Origin of the sequence: Actinomadura sp. 1N219, from assembly GCF_044326405.1 — a bacterium.
Classification (GTDB): domain Bacteria; phylum Actinomycetota; class Actinomycetes; order Streptosporangiales; family Streptosporangiaceae; genus Spirillospora.
Genome location: NZ_JBIRAY010000004.1, coordinates 109,137 through 123,521 on the forward strand (window position 1 = coordinate 109,137; position 14,385 = coordinate 123,521).

General features: G+C 71.4%; 13 protein-coding genes. 3 read left to right on the forward strand and 10 right to left on the reverse strand.

Annotated elements, in window-relative coordinates:
- Positions 1-63: 63 nt before the first annotated feature.
- Both ACH35V_RS15320 and ACH35V_RS15325 read right to left on the reverse strand, forming a co-directional pair.
- Positions 64-840 carry a ZIP family metal transporter gene (locus tag ACH35V_RS15320; protein ID WP_395972878.1) on the reverse strand — a complete coding sequence of 259 codons (777 nt, stop codon included), beginning with the start codon at positions 838-840 and terminating at the stop codon, positions 64-66.
- Between the two features lie 86 nt (positions 841-926).
- A complete protein-coding gene (locus tag ACH35V_RS15325; protein WP_395972880.1) occupies positions 927-1,694 on the reverse strand; it encodes a hypothetical protein in 768 nt (255 codons plus the stop codon).
- 86 nt (positions 1,695-1,780) lie between these two features.
- Here ACH35V_RS15325 and ACH35V_RS15330 point away from each other — a divergent pair, with 86 nt between their 5' ends.
- Positions 1,781-3,577 carry a BTAD domain-containing putative transcriptional regulator gene (locus ACH35V_RS15330; RefSeq protein ID WP_395972882.1) on the forward strand — a complete coding sequence of 599 codons (1,797 nt, stop codon included), beginning with the start codon at positions 1,781-1,783 and terminating at the stop codon, positions 3,575-3,577.
- Between the two features lie 31 nt (positions 3,578-3,608).
- Here the strand turns inward: ACH35V_RS15330 and ACH35V_RS15335 are convergent, their stop codons facing one another.
- Complete coding sequence (locus ACH35V_RS15335) at positions 3,609-5,759, reverse strand: heterodisulfide reductase-related iron-sulfur binding cluster (RefSeq protein WP_395972884.1); 2,151 nt, start codon at positions 5,757-5,759, stop codon at positions 3,609-3,611.
- Positions 5,760-5,960: 201 nt separating this feature from the next.
- Here ACH35V_RS15335 and ACH35V_RS15340 point away from each other — a divergent pair, with 201 nt between their 5' ends.
- Positions 5,961-6,551, forward strand: a complete 591-nt coding sequence (locus tag ACH35V_RS15340) for a TIGR03086 family metal-binding protein (RefSeq protein ID WP_395972885.1) — start codon at positions 5,961-5,963, stop codon at positions 6,549-6,551.
- A gap of 43 nt (positions 6,552-6,594) precedes the next feature.
- On the opposite strand, the gene ACH35V_RS15345 is transcribed toward ACH35V_RS15340, so the two are convergent.
- A complete protein-coding gene (locus ACH35V_RS15345; protein WP_395972887.1) occupies positions 6,595-7,803 on the reverse strand; it encodes an acetyl-CoA C-acetyltransferase in 1,209 nt (402 codons plus the stop codon).
- 96 nt (positions 7,804-7,899) lie between these two features.
- Between ACH35V_RS15345 and ACH35V_RS15350 the strand changes: the two genes are divergently transcribed.
- On the forward strand, positions 7,900-9,477 hold the full coding sequence (locus ACH35V_RS15350; protein ID WP_395972889.1) for a 3-hydroxyacyl-CoA dehydrogenase: 1,578 nt from the start codon (positions 7,900-7,902) through the stop codon (positions 9,475-9,477).
- On the opposite strand, the gene ACH35V_RS15355 is transcribed toward ACH35V_RS15350, so the two are convergent.
- The 6 genes from ACH35V_RS15355 to ACH35V_RS15380 form a co-directional block, all read right to left on the reverse strand.
- Positions 9,474-10,634 (reverse strand): hypothetical protein, encoded by a 1,161-nt coding sequence (locus tag ACH35V_RS15355; protein ID WP_395972890.1) that lies wholly within the window; start codon positions 10,632-10,634, stop codon positions 9,474-9,476. The two genes, ACH35V_RS15350 and ACH35V_RS15355, sit on opposite strands and share 4 nt — an antisense overlap.
- Positions 10,627-11,193: an RNA polymerase sigma factor gene (locus ACH35V_RS15360; RefSeq protein WP_395972892.1), complete on the reverse strand. Its 567-nt coding sequence runs from the start codon at positions 11,191-11,193 to the stop codon at positions 10,627-10,629. Before ACH35V_RS15360 ends, ACH35V_RS15355 begins: the two co-directional genes overlap by 8 nt.
- A 94-nt stretch (positions 11,194-11,287) precedes the next feature.
- A complete protein-coding gene (locus ACH35V_RS15365; RefSeq protein WP_395972894.1) occupies positions 11,288-11,854 on the reverse strand; it encodes a hypothetical protein in 567 nt (188 codons plus the stop codon).
- A gap of 181 nt (positions 11,855-12,035) precedes the next feature.
- Complete coding sequence (locus tag ACH35V_RS15370) at positions 12,036-12,680, reverse strand: class F sortase (RefSeq protein ID WP_395972896.1); 645 nt, start codon at positions 12,678-12,680, stop codon at positions 12,036-12,038.
- A 1-nt stretch (position 12,681) separates the two neighbouring features.
- On the reverse strand, positions 12,682-13,251 hold the full coding sequence (locus tag ACH35V_RS15375; protein ID WP_395972898.1) for a hypothetical protein: 570 nt from the start codon (positions 13,249-13,251) through the stop codon (positions 12,682-12,684).
- A 605-nt stretch (positions 13,252-13,856) separates the two neighbouring features.
- On the reverse strand, positions 13,857-14,306 hold the full coding sequence (locus ACH35V_RS15380) for a DoxX family protein (protein WP_395972899.1): 450 nt from the start codon (positions 14,304-14,306) through the stop codon (positions 13,857-13,859).
- Positions 14,307-14,385 lie beyond the last annotated feature (79 nt).

The following is a 14,385-nucleotide window of genomic DNA, read 5'->3' on the forward strand; positions in this document are numbered from 1 at the left end:
TCAGGCAGAGGGCCGTCCGGATTCCCGGTCGGCCCTCTGCCTTTGCAGGAGCGCCGGCGCGGGTCAGTGGGCGAGGCCGACGGTGAAGAGGACGGCCGCCAGTCCGAGCCCGGTGGCGCACAGCGTCAGCACGCGCGGGTGGACGCTGTGCGCCTCCGGCAGGATCTCGGCGGCGGACAGGTAGAGCAGGACACCGGCGAAGAACCCCAGGTACGGGGCGAGGACGGCGTCCGGCAGGGACACGAGCGTCCCCACGGCGGCCCCAACGATCGGCGCGACCGCGTCGGCCAGCAGCAGCGCGAGGGCGGGACGGCGGTCGCCGCGGTTCAGCGACGCGGCGGTGAAGGTGTTGAACCCGTCCGCGAAGTCGTGCGTGATCACGGCCAGCGCGACGAAGATCCCCACGTCCGTCCCGGACTGGAAGCCGAGGCCGATGCTGAGGCCGTCCACCAGGCTGTGCCCGACCAGCGCGGACGCGGCGAGCAGCCCCGCCGACCCTCCGGAGCCGGCCTTCCCGGCGTGCGCGTGCGCGTGGGCATGGGCGTGGGCGTGGACGTGAGGTGCGTACTCCTCCTCGTGCGCCCGGTGGATCGCCACCGCCTGCTCCACGACGTGCAGCAGCAGGAACCCGACCGCGAACCCGATCATGGGCGTGGGGACGCCGAGCGGGCTGTGCCGCGCCATCTCCAGCGACTCGGGGACGAGATCGAAGGCGACGACGCCGAGCATCAGCCCGCCCGCGAGCCCGAGGACGAGATGCCGGTGGTCGCGCACCCGCATCGCCGCGATTCCCCCGGCGAGCGTCATCAGGAACGCGAGGAGCGACACGAGCACGGCCATTCCTGGGTCTTACCAGGCCCGCCCTCACCGCAACCCCCGTCCCGGCCCGGGACGGCGCCCGGGCCGGCGCCCGGGACGGCCGCGGATCAATTCAGCAGGTCGGCGTCCACCACGCTTCCGGCGGGCGGCGGCTGGACGCTCACCGGCTGCTCGTATCCGAGGTATTCGAGGCGGTTCCCCGGCCCGCCCTCCAGGAGCAGCACATACGGCCGGCCCTGCGTCGCCACGTGCAGCTTGTCCCCGGTCGCGGCGGTCAGCACCGTCGTGGGGACGGCGCCGACCCTGCTCGCCTGCCCTTTCTTCCATCCGCCGAGGGACTTCACCGCCTCGGTGAGCAGGCTCGACCGATCGGCGAAGGCCGCCAATTCCTTGAAGTCGGGGTTCTTGAGGGTCGACTTGACGTGCTTGCCGGAGAACATCTGCGCCGCGCCCTTGCCACCGGCCGACGTCCAGAAGGCGTCATTTCCAGCGAGGTAGACGGTCTTCCCGATTCTGGTTATCTCGACGCGCTGGGCGCCCTGCGCGAACCATCCGGTCGCCTTCGTCTTCCCCGCGTAGCGGAAGTCGAGCTTGAACTTCTGGCCGCCGTCGTCGATCTCCGCGCGCATCCGGAGGGAGCGCGCCGAGCCCGTCGCCTCGCGGGCGCGGGCGAGGATCTCGGCGGTCTTCAGTTTCTCGACCCCGTTCGGTGCGGCGGTCGCGGAGGGCTTCGCGGGTGCGGAGGAGGACGCCTTCGCCTGCGCCGCACCGGTCTCGTCGTCGGCGGCCGGTCCACACGCCGTGGTGAACGCGAGCACGAGTACGAGCCCGGCCCCCGCCGCCGGCGCGGTTCCGCGCCGTTGGTGTTGAAGCACCCGAGTCCCCTTTCACTTCTTTATCGGTGGCATCACCCGATGTCTGTTAAAAGGCTGGTGGATACCGGTGCGGAATGACTGTCGCTATGCTGCGGTCACTGCGCCCCGGCTGCGGAATGACGGCGGAGGCGCTGGACGGGGAGCGGCTGGGGGTGATCACGCTGCCGGGCGAGGACGCGTCACCGCGCTTCGAGATCCTGGGCCGTCCGGCCGCGTGGCGGGACGGACAGCCGCTCGACCTGGGCCCCGGCAAGCAGCAGGCCGTGCTCGCGGTCCTCCTCCTGACCCCGAACCGGCCGGTGCCGACGACCGCGATCGTGGACGCGGTGTGGGGCGACGAGCCTCCCGACAATGGCGCGAACGTCGTCCAGAAGTACGTGGCCGGATTGCGCCGCGTGCTGGAGCCCGGCCGCTCGCCGCGTTCCCCAGGGCGGCTGCTGACGTTGTCCGGTGCGGGATACGCATTGCATGTTCCGCGTGGTGGGCTCGACGCCGACGTCTTCCAGGACCGCGTGAAGGAGGCCCTCGCCGTGCGCGCCACGGGCGACGCCGCGCGGGCCGCGACCCTGCTGCGGGACGCGCTGGACATGTGGCGCGGCCCTGCGCTCGCCGGTCTGAACGGCGGCTTCTTCTCCGCGGCGCGGGACCGTCTGGAGGAGGAGCGGGCCGCCGCGCTGGAGGCGTCCGCCGAGATCGGGCTGGACCTGGGGGAGCACGCGCGGCTGGTGCCCGAGCTGATCCGGCTGGTGGCCGAATACCCGCTCCGGGAGGGTTTCCGCTACCTGCTGATGCTCGCGCTCTACCGGAGCGGGCGGCAGGCGGAGGCCCTGGCCGCCTACCGCGAAGCGCGTGCCTTCTTCGCGGAGGAGTTCGGCTTCGAGCCGGGCGAACGGCTCCAGGGCCTGCACGTGGGCATCCTCCGCTCCGATCCGTCGCTGGCGGCGCCCGATCTGAGCGAAGCGAAACGTCCCGCGCCCGAGGAGCCGTCGGACGGACAATCCACGGCCGACGCGCCGGGAGGGGTGGTCCTCGCGTACCCGCCGGCACCGGCGGCACCCGCGGCTCCGGCCTCCGCCGCCTGGCCCGCATACAACGATCCGGCGGGATACTCCGCGGCGCTCGTGGCGTGGGGCCAATGGGCAGCGCCTGCTGAGCGGCGGCTTCCGTGGGCGGTACGGGCCGCACTGGTGTTGGTTCCGCTGCTCAGCTTCGGGGCGGCGTCGTGGGCGCTGCTCGCCTACTTCGCGGCCCGGCGCAGGAGCCCGCGGCTCGCGCTGATCGCGTCCGGCCATCTGGTGCTGACGATCGTCTTCATCGCGACCGCCACGGCCACCGACGTCGACCGGACGTCCTGGTGGGACGTCCCGATGATGATCTCGCTGATCGCCACGGCGTTCGGCGGCGCCGTCCACCTGGCCGTCCTCACGGCGGAGCCGTGGTCATCCGGACCGGACGGCGAGCGCGTGACCACGGCCTCGGCCGTCCCGCTGATCGAGCAGCGGGTCCGGCGGGAGCAGGCGCGTTCGCTGGTGGCGCATCATCCGGCGGTCGCACGCCTCCTCCGGATCGGGCGTCCCGACCTGGCGCGCACCTTCGACGACGGGGGCCTGATCGACGTCAACGCGGCGCCCGAGCACGTGCTCGCCGCGCTGCCGGGCCTGGACCCGTCCCACGCGAAGCTGATCGTGCTGTCCCGGACGGCGCAGGGCCCGCTCGCCACCGTCGACGACCTCGTCACCCGCCAGATCATGCCGTTCCAGACGGTGCACGCCCTGCGCGAGACGCTGATCGCCGTCCCGACGGCCATGCCCGAGGAAATCGACGCGAAGGGAAGCACCCCGGCACCGGGAAGCGCCCCGGCGACGCCCGCCGCCGGGGCCTGAGCCCGGCCGCTGCCTGAGCCCGGCCGCTGCCCTACTCGGCGGCGACGGGCTCCTTCTCCTCGGGCGGGGTGGCCTCGCCCTTGATGGAGCGGATCAGGAGCTGGGAGACGTCGACGACTTCGAGGGATTCCTTCGCGTCACCGGAATTCTTCTTCTCGTTGATGGCGTCGCCGAGCATGACCAGGCAGAACGGGCATGCGGTGGAGACGGTGTCGGGGTTGGTCTCCAGTGCCTCGTCCACGCGCTCGGTGTTGATGCGCTTGCCGATGCGTTCTTCCATCCACATCCGGGCGCCGCCAGCACCGCAGCAGAAGCCGCGGTCCTTGTGCCGGTGCATCTCCTGGGTCTTGACGCCGGGGACGGTGGCCATGATGTCGCGGGGCTGCTTGTAGACCTTGTTGTGGCGGCCCAGGAAGCACGGGTCGTGGTAGGTGATGTTCTCCTCGATCGGGGTGACCGGGGTGAGCTTGCCTTCCTCGACGAGGTGGGCCAGCAGCTGGGTGTGGTGGACGACGTCGTAGTTCCCGCCGAGCTGCGGGTACTCGTTGGCCAGGGTGTTGAAGCAGTGCGGGCACGTCGCGACGATCTTCTTCGCGCCGGCGTCGTTGAGGGTCTCGACGTTCTGCTGCGCGAGCATCTGGAAGACGAACTCCATGCCCAGCCGCCGCGCCGGGTCGCCGGTGCAGGCCTCCATCGGGCCCAGGACGGCGAACTTCACGCCCGCGATGTGCAGCAGTTCGGCGACGGCCTTGGTGGTCTTCTTCGCGCGGTCTTCCAGGGCTCCGGCGCAGCCGACCCAGAACAGGTACTCGGTGTCTTCAGAGACCTTGTCGTCGACGACCTCGACCTCGAAGTCGAGTTCCTCGACCCATTCGAGGCGCTTGGTCTCCGACATGCCCCACGGGTTGCCCTTGTTCTCCAGGTTCTTCAGCATCACCCCGGCCTCGGACGGGAAGCTGGATTCGATCATGACCTGGAAGCGGCGCATATCCAGGATGTGGTCGATGTGCTCGATGTCGACCGGGCACTGCTCGACGCACGCGCCGCAGTTGGTGCAGGACCACAGGACGTCCGGGTGGATGACGCCGTCGTCGCCGACCAGCGCCTTGTCCGCCTCCATGCCGAGTTTCTCCTCGTCGGAGAACTTCTCCCGGGCCTCCTCCGACGCGGTGAAGTAGGGGGCCTTGGCCAGGGCGTGGTCGCGCAGTTCCAGGACGAGCATCTTCGGCGACAGCGGCTTCCCGGTGTTCCAGGCCGGGCACTGGGACTGGCAGCGGCCGCACTCGGTGCAGGTCGCCATGTCGAGGAAGCCCTTCCAGGTGAAGTCCTCGATCTTGCCGCGGCCGAAGACGTCCTCGTCGGGGTCGGCCTCCTCGAAGTCCAGCGGCTTGCCGCCCGACATCATCGGCTGGACGGCGCCCAGGCCGTCGGGGCGGCGCTTGAACATCACGTTCAGCGGCGCCAGGAAGATGTGCAGGTGCTTGGAGTTCACGACGAAGACCAGGAACACCAGCGCGACACCGATGTGGGCCAGCAGCCCGACCGACTCCAGCACGTGCAGGGTGTCGTCGCTCATCCCGTCGAACAGGTTCCCGGCCAGGTGGGAGAAGTAGGCGGCCTTGCCGTAGCCGAAGTTGTCGCGGGCGACCTCGACGCCGCGGAAGAAGAACATCGTCCAGATCACGTTGAAGATCATGAACAGCGTGATCCACGCGCCGGACAGGTGCGAGCCGGAGAACCGCGACGCCCGCCCGATCCGCTTGGGCGAGTTCTTGACCCGGATCGCGGTGAAGACGATCAGCCCGGCGAGCGCGGCCAGCGCGATGGTGTCCTGGACGAACCCGATCGGCCCCCACGTCTGCAGCCCCGGGATGTGCTCCTCCAGCCCGAACAGCAGCTGGACCGCGGCCTCCAGGTACACCGTCGCCAGCAGGAAGAACGCCCACATCACGGCGAAGTGCGCGGCGCCCGCGAGCGTCCACTTCAGCAGCTTGCGCTGCCCGAAGACCTCGGTGACCTGGTCCTGGACGTCGGCCTTCGGCTCGCGCTTGACCTGCAGAACGCGCTCGGGGTCGGGCTGGCCGCTCTTGGCGATGGCGTACAGGAACAGCACCCGCCGCCCGGCGAGCGCCAGCGCGACCGCCGTTCCGGCGAGCCCGATGACCAACGTGATCCAGAACACTGTTCCGTCCTCCTGGGTACGGCGATGGCAGTCAGGGTAAGGCTCGCGCCTGACCGCGCATCATCCGGGGCCCGAATACTACTCGGCAGTAGCTTAGGCGTTGCATTCGCAGGTCAGTACCTTGAGTCCATATCACGAGGGCGGGGAACGTCCAGCGACGTCCCGTCCAGCGGTATCCGGCCCGTCCAGTGAGGAGACCAGATGACCTCGATGCCCGACCTCGCGCCCGCCGCCCGCCGGATGGCCGGCCTGGTCGCGGGCGTCCGCGACGACCAGCTCACCGCGCCGACCCCGGCGGACATGTCGCTCGGCACGCTGCTCGACCATGTGAACGGGCTGTCCCTGGCGTTCACCTGGGCCGCCCGCAAGGAGTTCCCGGACGCCCTGTCCCGACCGCCGTCCTCGGACGCGTCCCAACTGCCCCCGGACTGGCGGACCCGAATCCCCGAGCAGCTCGACGCCCTCGCCGCCGCCTGGCGCTCCCCGGACGCCTGGCAGGGCATGACCCGGGCGGGCGGCCTCGACCTGCCCGGCCAGGACGCCGGGCACGTGGCGATGAACGAGCTGGTCGTGCACGGCTGGGACGTCGCCCGCGCCACCGGCCGGCCCTACGACGCGGGCGCGGACGAGATCGAGACCTGCCTGCTCTTCGTCGCCCCGTCCGTGGAGCAGAGCGGCGGCAAGGGCATCGAGGGCCTGTTCGGGCCCGCCGTCGACGTCCCCGCCGACGCCTCGCCCCTGGACCGCCTCATCGCCATGACCGGCCGCCGCCCGGACTGGACGGCGGGCTAGACCCGTCCCGTCCCGGCACGCACCCGGCGCGCTCCGCCGGGTTCTAGACGCGCTCGAAGATCGCGGCGAGGCCCTGGCCGCCGCCGATGCACATCGTCTCGAGGCCGTAGCGGGCCTCGCGGCGGTGCATCTCGCGGGCGAGGGTGGCGAGGATGCGGGCGCCGGTCGCGCCGACCGGGTGGCCGAGGGAGATGCCGGAGCCGTTGACGTTGACGCGGTCCCAGTCGGCGTCCTTGAGGTCCCATTCGCGGGTGACGGCGAGGACCTGCGCGGCGAACGCCTCGTTCAGCTCGATCAGGTCGATGCCGGACAGGGTGAGGCCGGCGGCGGCGAGGGCCTTGGCGGTGGCGGGGACGGGGCCGATGCCCATCGTGCGCGGCGGCACGCCCGCGCGCGCCCACGAGACGAGCCGGACGAGCGGGCGCAGGCCCAGCTCCGCGGCGCGCTCCGGGGTGGTGACGACGCAGGCGGCGGCCGCGTCGTTCTGGCCGCTGGCGTTGCCCGCGGTGACGGTCGCCTGGTCGTCGGCCTTGCCGAGGACGGGACGCAGCTTCGCCAGCGACTCGACCGTCGTGTCGGGACGCGGGTGCTCGTCGGTGTCGACGACCGCGTCCCCCTTCCGCGACCGGACGGTCACCGGGACGATCTCCTCCGCGAACGCCCCCGACTTCTGCGCGGCGACGGCGCGCTGGTGGGAGCGGACGGCGAGCTCGTCCTGCTCCTCGCGTCCGATGCCGTACTCGCGGCGGAGGTTCTCGGCGGTCTCCAGCATCCCGCCGGGCACCGGGTGGTGGGCGCCTCCGGCGGTGACGCGGCCCTGCGCGAGCGCGTCGTGCAGTTCGAGGGACGGCCCGCGGATCCCCCACCGGGCCTGGGTCGTGTAGAACGGAGCGCCGCTCATGCTCTCCACGCCGCCCGCGATGATCACGTCGCTGACGCCGGTCTGGACCTGCATGGCCGCGTTGACGACGGCCTGGAGCCCGGACCCGCACCGCCGGTCGAGCTGCACGCCGCCGACCTCGACGGGGAGCCCGGCGTCGAGCGCGGCGACGCGTCCGATGGCGGGGGCGTCGGACGTCGGGTAGCAGTGCCCGAGGATCACCTCGTCGATCGCGTCGCCGGGCAGGCCGGTGCGTTCGACGAGCGTCCGGATGACGGTCGCGGCGAGTTCGGCGGGCGGAACGGTCTTCAGCACCCCGCCGAACCGGCCGATCGGGGTACGCAGCGGCTCGCAGATGACCGCGTCGCGCATGGTGGGCTCCTCGCGTCGTTTTCAGGCACTTCGCAGGTTACGTCCCCGGTTCGGGAGGGCGGCGTCCGGGCTTCCGCCTGGCAGGAGGTTGAATGCGTGGCAGGCGGGGAGCGGACGACGAGCGAGGAGGCGACGGTGGAGCAGTGGGCGCGGCAGGTGACGGCGGTCCGGGTGATCGGGGCCGGGGCGATGGGACGCGGGATCGCGCAGCTCGCCGCGGCGGGCGGGCTGACGGTGGAGCTGGCCGACGTCCGGACGGACGCCGTCGTCGGCGCGGTCGAGCACATCGGCGGCATGTTCGACAAGCTCGTGCGCAAGGGGCGCATGGCGGCGGACGAGGCGGAGCGGGCGAAGGCGCGGCTCCGTCCGGTCGGCGAACCGCTCACGCCGTTCCAGGACTGCGATCTCGTGGTCGAGGCCGTCCGGGAGGACATGGACACGAAGCGGGACCTGTTCACCGCCCTGGAGAAGGTCTGCCCCGAGCACACGGTCATGGTGACGAACACCAGCTCGCTGCCCGTGACGGCGATCGGCGCGGCGATGCACGATCCGTCCAGGCTGGCGGGGCTGCATTTCTTCAATCCGGTGCCGCTGATGCGGTTGGTCGAGGTGATTCCGGGCGCTCGGACGGCAGAGTGGATTCCCGGCGCGTTGGCTGACCTCGTCCGGCGTCTCGGTCACGAACCGGTGCTCGCGCCAGACGCGCCTGGCTTCCTCGTCAACCACGCTGGGCGCGGACTGGTGACGGAGGCCCTGCAGATCCTGTCGGAGGGCGCCGCCGAGCCCGTGGACATCGACCGGATAGCGCGGGACGTCCTCGGCCTGAAGATGGGCCCCTGCGAGCTGCTCGACCTCACTGGGATGGACGTGTCGCACCCAGTGATGGAGTCCATCTGGACGGGGTTCTACACAGAGCCGCGGTTGCGTCCGTCCAGGATCGGACGGGCTCGGCTAGAGGCGGGCCTCTACGGCCGCAAGACGGGCGAGGGTTTCTACAAGTACGTGGACGGCGCGAAGCAGGAGCCGCCCGAAGCAACGGCACCCCCAGTGGAGGCTCGTCCTGTCTGGATACAGGGAGACGTTCGCGACGAGCTGGGCGCGCTGCTTTCGACGGCGGGCGTGGAGGTCGAGTCTGGGGACGAGCCGTCCGGCCAGGCCGTGGTGTTCGTCGCACCCTTCGGACAGAGCGCCGTCACCGCAGCCAGCGCCGAAGGTCTTCCCCTAGAGCGCACCTTGGGCGTTGACCCATTCGGTGGGTTCTTCACGCGTCTCTCCTTGGCCGTCCACCCCGGCGTAGACAAGGAGGCTGGCCGCGCTGGCCTGGCGGCCCTCCTCGCAACAGGACGACCCGTCACCGTCGTCAGGGACGCGCCCGCGCCCGTCGCCCAACGCCTCCTCGCCTCGATCGTCAACGTGGGCTGCGGCATCGCAGAGCAGCTGCTGGCCCGTCCCGAGGACATCGACACGGCCGTGAAACTCGGGCTCGGCTATCCGCGCGGGCCGCTGGAGTGGGGCGAGCAGGCCGGGACGGCCCGCGTCCTGGAGATCCTGCGCGGCCTGCACGGAGCCACCGGCGACCCGCGTTACCGTCCGAGCGCCTGGCTGGCCGAACGGGCGGCGCTCGGACTCCCGCTGACGGAGACCGGCACCGCCCCGTCCGACCTCACGTCCTAACGGAAGGGCAGTTCCACGGGCGGTGCCGGCTTGGCGTTCGTCCATCCCGCCGAACGGCTGGCCTGGTACTCGATGACGAAGCCCGGCTTCATCTCCGCGTACGGGCCGCCGGGGACGGTCAGCACGTCCTGCCGGGACAGCAGCGCGCCCGTCCGCTCGTCGAAGACGATCACCTGCCGGTGGCGGTAGGTCCCCCGGTCGGCCGCCGGCCCGCCGAACTCGCCGGTCTCCGTCACGGCGCGGTCGGCGGAGGCCAGCGCGACGCCCGTCCGGCCCAGCGGGTCGGTGACGCGGCCGATCGCGTGCACGCCCGGCTGGGCGGCCAGCGCCTTCATCAACCCGGACCGCGCCTTCGGCGGGATCGGGGCGCTCAGCACGGCCGAGGCCCGCATGATCTTGACGGTCGCCGCCACGGCCCGGCCGCCCTTCGGGTCCGCGCCCGACCGCTCCATGATCTTCCCGTCGAAGAACATCTCGGCGAGCATGCCCGGTTCGGTCGGCAGGTTCCGCAGGTCCTCGGCCGACTTGCCGTCCACGAACGTCCCGCCGCCCTCGGGGTCGATCCCCACGTTCGGCCCGTCCGACCGCCACCTCGTCGCCTCGGTGCTGTGGGTGGCGTAGTGATCGCCCGACCAGACGCGGATCTTCGACGGCGACCCGGCCTCGCGCCACAGCGCCGCGTCCCGCGGGGTCTGCGGGCGGGCCGGGAGGTCGCGGCCGTAGTACGCCTCGCCCATGCCCGCCTTCGCGCCGGCCCAGCTGAACGTCTCGCTGTGCGCACCGAAGATCGCGTACGTCCCGGTCTTCGCGCGCACCACGTACGCCTGGCCGCTGACGGTGTCGTCATGCCAGTACTTCCCGGTCGGCTGCAGCTCGGCCTTCTCCGCCGCCGCAAGCACGGCCCCCTTCCCCAGATCGACGGCCGCCGGACGCGACGACGGCGCGGGCGTCCCCGACCCCGACCCCGCCACGGCGACCGCGACCGCCGTAGCGGCGCCCACCGCGACCACGCCGACCCCGGCCTTGACCCGCCACCCGGACCGGACGCGCGGACGCGGCGCCTCCCCGAACATCCGGGCCCGCGCCTCGGTCATCTCCTCCATCGTCGGCGGGGCGGGCTCCCCGTACGCCCGCTCGACGACCCGCAGCTCATCCATGCTCGTCCTCCAGATCCCGCATCGGATTCGTCCCGCCGAGCGCCTCGCGCACCTTCCTGCGCGCCCGGTTCAGCCGCGAGCCGACCGTCCCGTACGGGATGTCCAGCGCGGCGGCGACCTCCTGGTGGCTCAGGTCGGCGAGCGCCACGAGCAGCAGCACGTCCCGGTCCCCGCTCGGCAGCCCGGCGATCGCGCCGGCGAGCCGTCCCCGCAGCCCTTGGGCGCTGACCCGCTCGTCCACGCGGTCCGCATGCCCCGCGTCCTGGACGCCCCCGAGCCGCTCCCGCGCCCGCAGCCCGCGCACCTCCGCACGCCGGTGCTTGCCGATCACGTTGGTCGCGATGCCGTACAGCCACGTCCGGACGGCGGCCCGCGACGAGTCGTAGCGGCCCCGCACCCGAAACGCCTCCAGGAACGTCTGCGAGGCGACATCGGCCGCCGCGTCCGGTCCGAGCCGCTTCGCCGCGTACCCGTGGATCTCCGCGAAGTACGCGTCGAAGATCTGCCCGAACCGTTCGGGCTCGCGGAGGGACGACCGCAGGACAGCGCTGTCGTCCATCCGCCCCGGGCTCCCGTCCAGGGGCGGATCTGCGGTGAGGGGCTCCCCAGTCATGTGCTGCCTTTCCACGGCGCGGACGGCGTTCGCACACGTATCACCCGGACCCCCGCACCACTTTCACGCCCGTCCACCATCCGCGGAGCCGCGTCAGCACGCGCCGCGCGCTGGTGGCGTCGGCGGATTTGGCGATCCACAGCGCGAGGGCGACGTAGGCGGCCTGCTGGGGGATGCGGAGCCACAGCGGGGTGGCTTCGACGCCGTTGAGGGGGATGTCGTTGAGGGCGGCGTAGATGTTGGCCGGGAGCAGCAGAGGCAGCAGGACGGCCAGGCCGACAGCGGCGCTCCAGCGGGTGCGGGCCAGGACGAGACCGACCGCGATGAGCAGTTCCAGGACGCCGGTCAGGTAGACCATGGCCAGCGGGAAGGGCACGAACGGCGGCACCATGCGGGCGAGTTCTTCGGCGCTGGGCATGGCGGCCACGCTGTCGGGCACGAACCGCACGATTCCGGTGAGGACGAGCATGGCCGCCGTCGCGTGAGCGGCGCTGGCCGGCCAGTCGGCGAAGCGGCGGACGCCCAGAGCCCCGAGCAGGCGCAGCGCCGGTGTGGCGACGACGAGGACGATGAACTCCACGCCGATGGCGTTGATGAGGTCTTCCATGGATACGGCCTTCCGGACGTGGGGGCGCCAGGGCCCCGAACACTTAATCCTGTCACTGTCTAGATTGCGACAGTACACCCCATCTTGTCAATGACAAGATAGGGTCCGGGGCCGGCACGCAGAACGGCCGTCCCCCCTCCGATAGCCCCGGAGAAGGAACGGCCGTTGCGGTCGTACGCGCTTAGGCGCTCTGCACCAGCTTGGCGTAGACGATGAGGTTGTTCTTGTAGTGCCCGGTCGAGGTGTCGAACGCGCCGCCACAGGTGACCAAGCGCAGGGACGAGTAGTCGAGGGTCTCGCCGAACACCTTCTTGTGCGGGAAGGCGTTCTTGTCCACGTCCTGCTTGGAGGTCACCGCGAACGTCGCGGTGGTCCCGTCCTGGCGGGTGACCTGGATCTGGTCGCCCGGACTCAGTTCCTTGAGCCGGTAGAAGACGGCCTGCTTCTTGTTGGCGTCCACGTGGCCGAGGATCACCGACGGGCCGTTCTCTCCCGGGGTGGGGCCGAGCTTGTACCAGCCGGTCAGGTTCGGCTGGCTGAGCGGCGGCTCCTCGATGCGTCCGTCCGGGCGCAGCCCCAGCCGGCCCACCGGAGCGGTGACGCCGAGCTTGGCGATGCTGATCGACTTCGGCGCCGACTTGGGCAGCGGCTTCGCGTCCTTCTCAGGGGCTGTGGCGGGCGCGGCCGGGGTGCTCCCACCGCCGCCCGCCGCGGGCGGCGACGCGTCGTCGCCGCCGCAAGAGCCCAGCAGCAGTCCCATGAGCAGCACGCCGGCCGCCGCGCACACGGCGCGGCGACCGGCGGGGACGGTGGTGCGGTCCGTCAACTCAGGAACGCTCCCGCCCGGCCCGACGGCGGAGCGCCAGGGCGCCCATGCCGGCGCCGGCCAGCGCGACGGCCGCGCCGCCGGCCAGCAGCGTCGAGCCGGAGCCGCCGTCCTGGGTGCTGCCGTCACCGGTGTTGATCGGGCCGCTGGGGATGGTGGGCGTGCTCGGCTGCGGGGCCGGGGTGGTCGGCGTGGGCTTCGGCGAGGGCTTCTTGCCGGGGTTGACGGTGATGGAGCCCTTGACGGTCTGCTCGCCGACCGTGCAGGTCAGGTTGACGGTGTAGGTCTTCCCGGGGACGAGGCTGGACCGGGTGGCCTGACGGGCCCGCCACGTCTCGCCCGGCGTGCCGGCGAACGCCGGGACGGCGGTGAAGACGCGGATGGCCTGCGCGGCGTTGATGGTCGGCTTCTTCGTGCACTCGGTGATCGTGATGGTGATCGCCTGGCCGGGGGTGAACACCCGGGGGCTGACGTCGATCTTGGGCTGCTCCTGCGCCTGGACGGCGCCCGCCGAGCCCAGCACCAGGCACGTGGCCGCGGCACCGGCGGCCGCAAGTCGGGTCAGGTTCATGTGTCTTACTCCTCTTGGAGGGGCTGCTTGTTCGTGCGGCCGAAGGCGCAAGGTGCGATGGCCGCCCTGGTCGGCGCAGCGTTCGCACCTCATCCGCGAAACTCCCGTAGTCGCGGGCAGATGTCAGGGTGTTGACAACGAGGCGTGATCATATCGGTGTTTGTCGTGCAACGCACCTGCTCAGGGGCGGTTTCGTCCTTATCGGGCCACGTGCGAACCTAAACGGCCGTTCAAGCGTCTAACGCCCAGCCATTCGGAACCGTACGGCCGATCGGTGCAGGTGGAGGCCACAGAACGGTGATGGCACGGCCCGAGAACCCGCGCCGGAAGATCACCAATGCGCCACCGGAGGCGCTCGCCAATCCCAGCGCCACCTGATCAAACCGAACATGCGAGAGGCCCCCGACACACGCGTCGAGGACCCTCAAACGAAGATCAGCGGGGTTGCCGCCCGCCGTCCTTGATGCGCGACGTCGACTCCAGCCACGCAGCCGGTGTGACGATCAACACAGGCACCTCGCGATCCACCGACCCACGAACAACCCCCGGGACGAGTGCGCGGGCGGGCGGTGGAGCACCGCCCGCCCGCGCACCCCGCGTAAGGATCAGGTCGCGTGCTCGGGTTCGCGGGATTCGGTGCGGCTGAAGATCAGGCCGTCGACGGAGAACCGGCCCGCGCCGGCGAAGGCGACCAGGACGGCGCCCGCCCCCAGGACGAGGACGAGCTCGTAGCCGTTCTCGGCGACGAAGACGCCGTTGCCCTTGTGGACGAACCAGAAGGCCCCGGCCATGTCGATGGCGAGGAGCAGGCCCGCGATCGGCACGGCGGCGCCGGCGATGAGCGCGAGTCCGGCGACGAACTCGACCCAGGTCGAGTAGTACGCGGACAGCGACGCCATCGGCACGTCCATGCCCTCGAACATCTTGGTCACGGCGCCGTGGCCCAGGTCGTTGATCTTCTGCCAGCCGTGGGCGACGAACACGACGCCCAGGGCGACGCGTCCGATGAGCAGGCCGATGTCGGAGAGGTGGGGGATCCGGGTCGCGGGGTTCATGCGCCCTCCTGGGATTGTTCAAATCTGAACTAGTCGGCGAGGGTAGCACGGCCGTCCTTCTGGCGGGGGATGGATCGAC

Excerpts from the sequence above, each read along its gene's own strand:
- ACH35V_RS15320 (WP_395972878.1), bottom strand. The coding sequence starts at position 840 with ATGGCCGTGCTCGTGTCGCTCCTCGCGTTCCTGATGACGCTCGCCGGG.
- ACH35V_RS15330 (WP_395972882.1), top strand. The coding sequence starts at position 1,781 with ATGCTGCGGTCACTGCGCCCCGGCTGCGGAATGACGGCGGAGGCGCTG.
- ACH35V_RS15340 (WP_395972885.1), top strand. The coding sequence starts at position 5,961 with ATGACCTCGATGCCCGACCTCGCGCCCGCCGCCCGCCGGATGGCCGGC.
- ACH35V_RS15345 (WP_395972887.1), bottom strand. The coding sequence starts at position 7,803 with ATGCGCGACGCGGTCATCTGCGAGCCGCTGCGTACCCCGATCGGCCGG.
- ACH35V_RS15355 (WP_395972890.1), bottom strand. The coding sequence starts at position 10,634 with ATGGATGAGCTGCGGGTCGTCGAGCGGGCGTACGGGGAGCCCGCCCCG.
- ACH35V_RS15360 (WP_395972892.1), bottom strand. The coding sequence starts at position 11,193 with ATGGACGACAGCGCTGTCCTGCGGTCGTCCCTCCGCGAGCCCGAACGG.
- ACH35V_RS15365 (WP_395972894.1), bottom strand. The coding sequence starts at position 11,854 with ATGGAAGACCTCATCAACGCCATCGGCGTGGAGTTCATCGTCCTCGTC.
- ACH35V_RS15375 (WP_395972898.1), bottom strand. The coding sequence starts at position 13,251 with ATGAACCTGACCCGACTTGCGGCCGCCGGTGCCGCGGCCACGTGCCTG.
- ACH35V_RS15380 (WP_395972899.1), bottom strand. The coding sequence starts at position 14,306 with ATGAACCCCGCGACCCGGATCCCCCACCTCTCCGACATCGGCCTGCTC.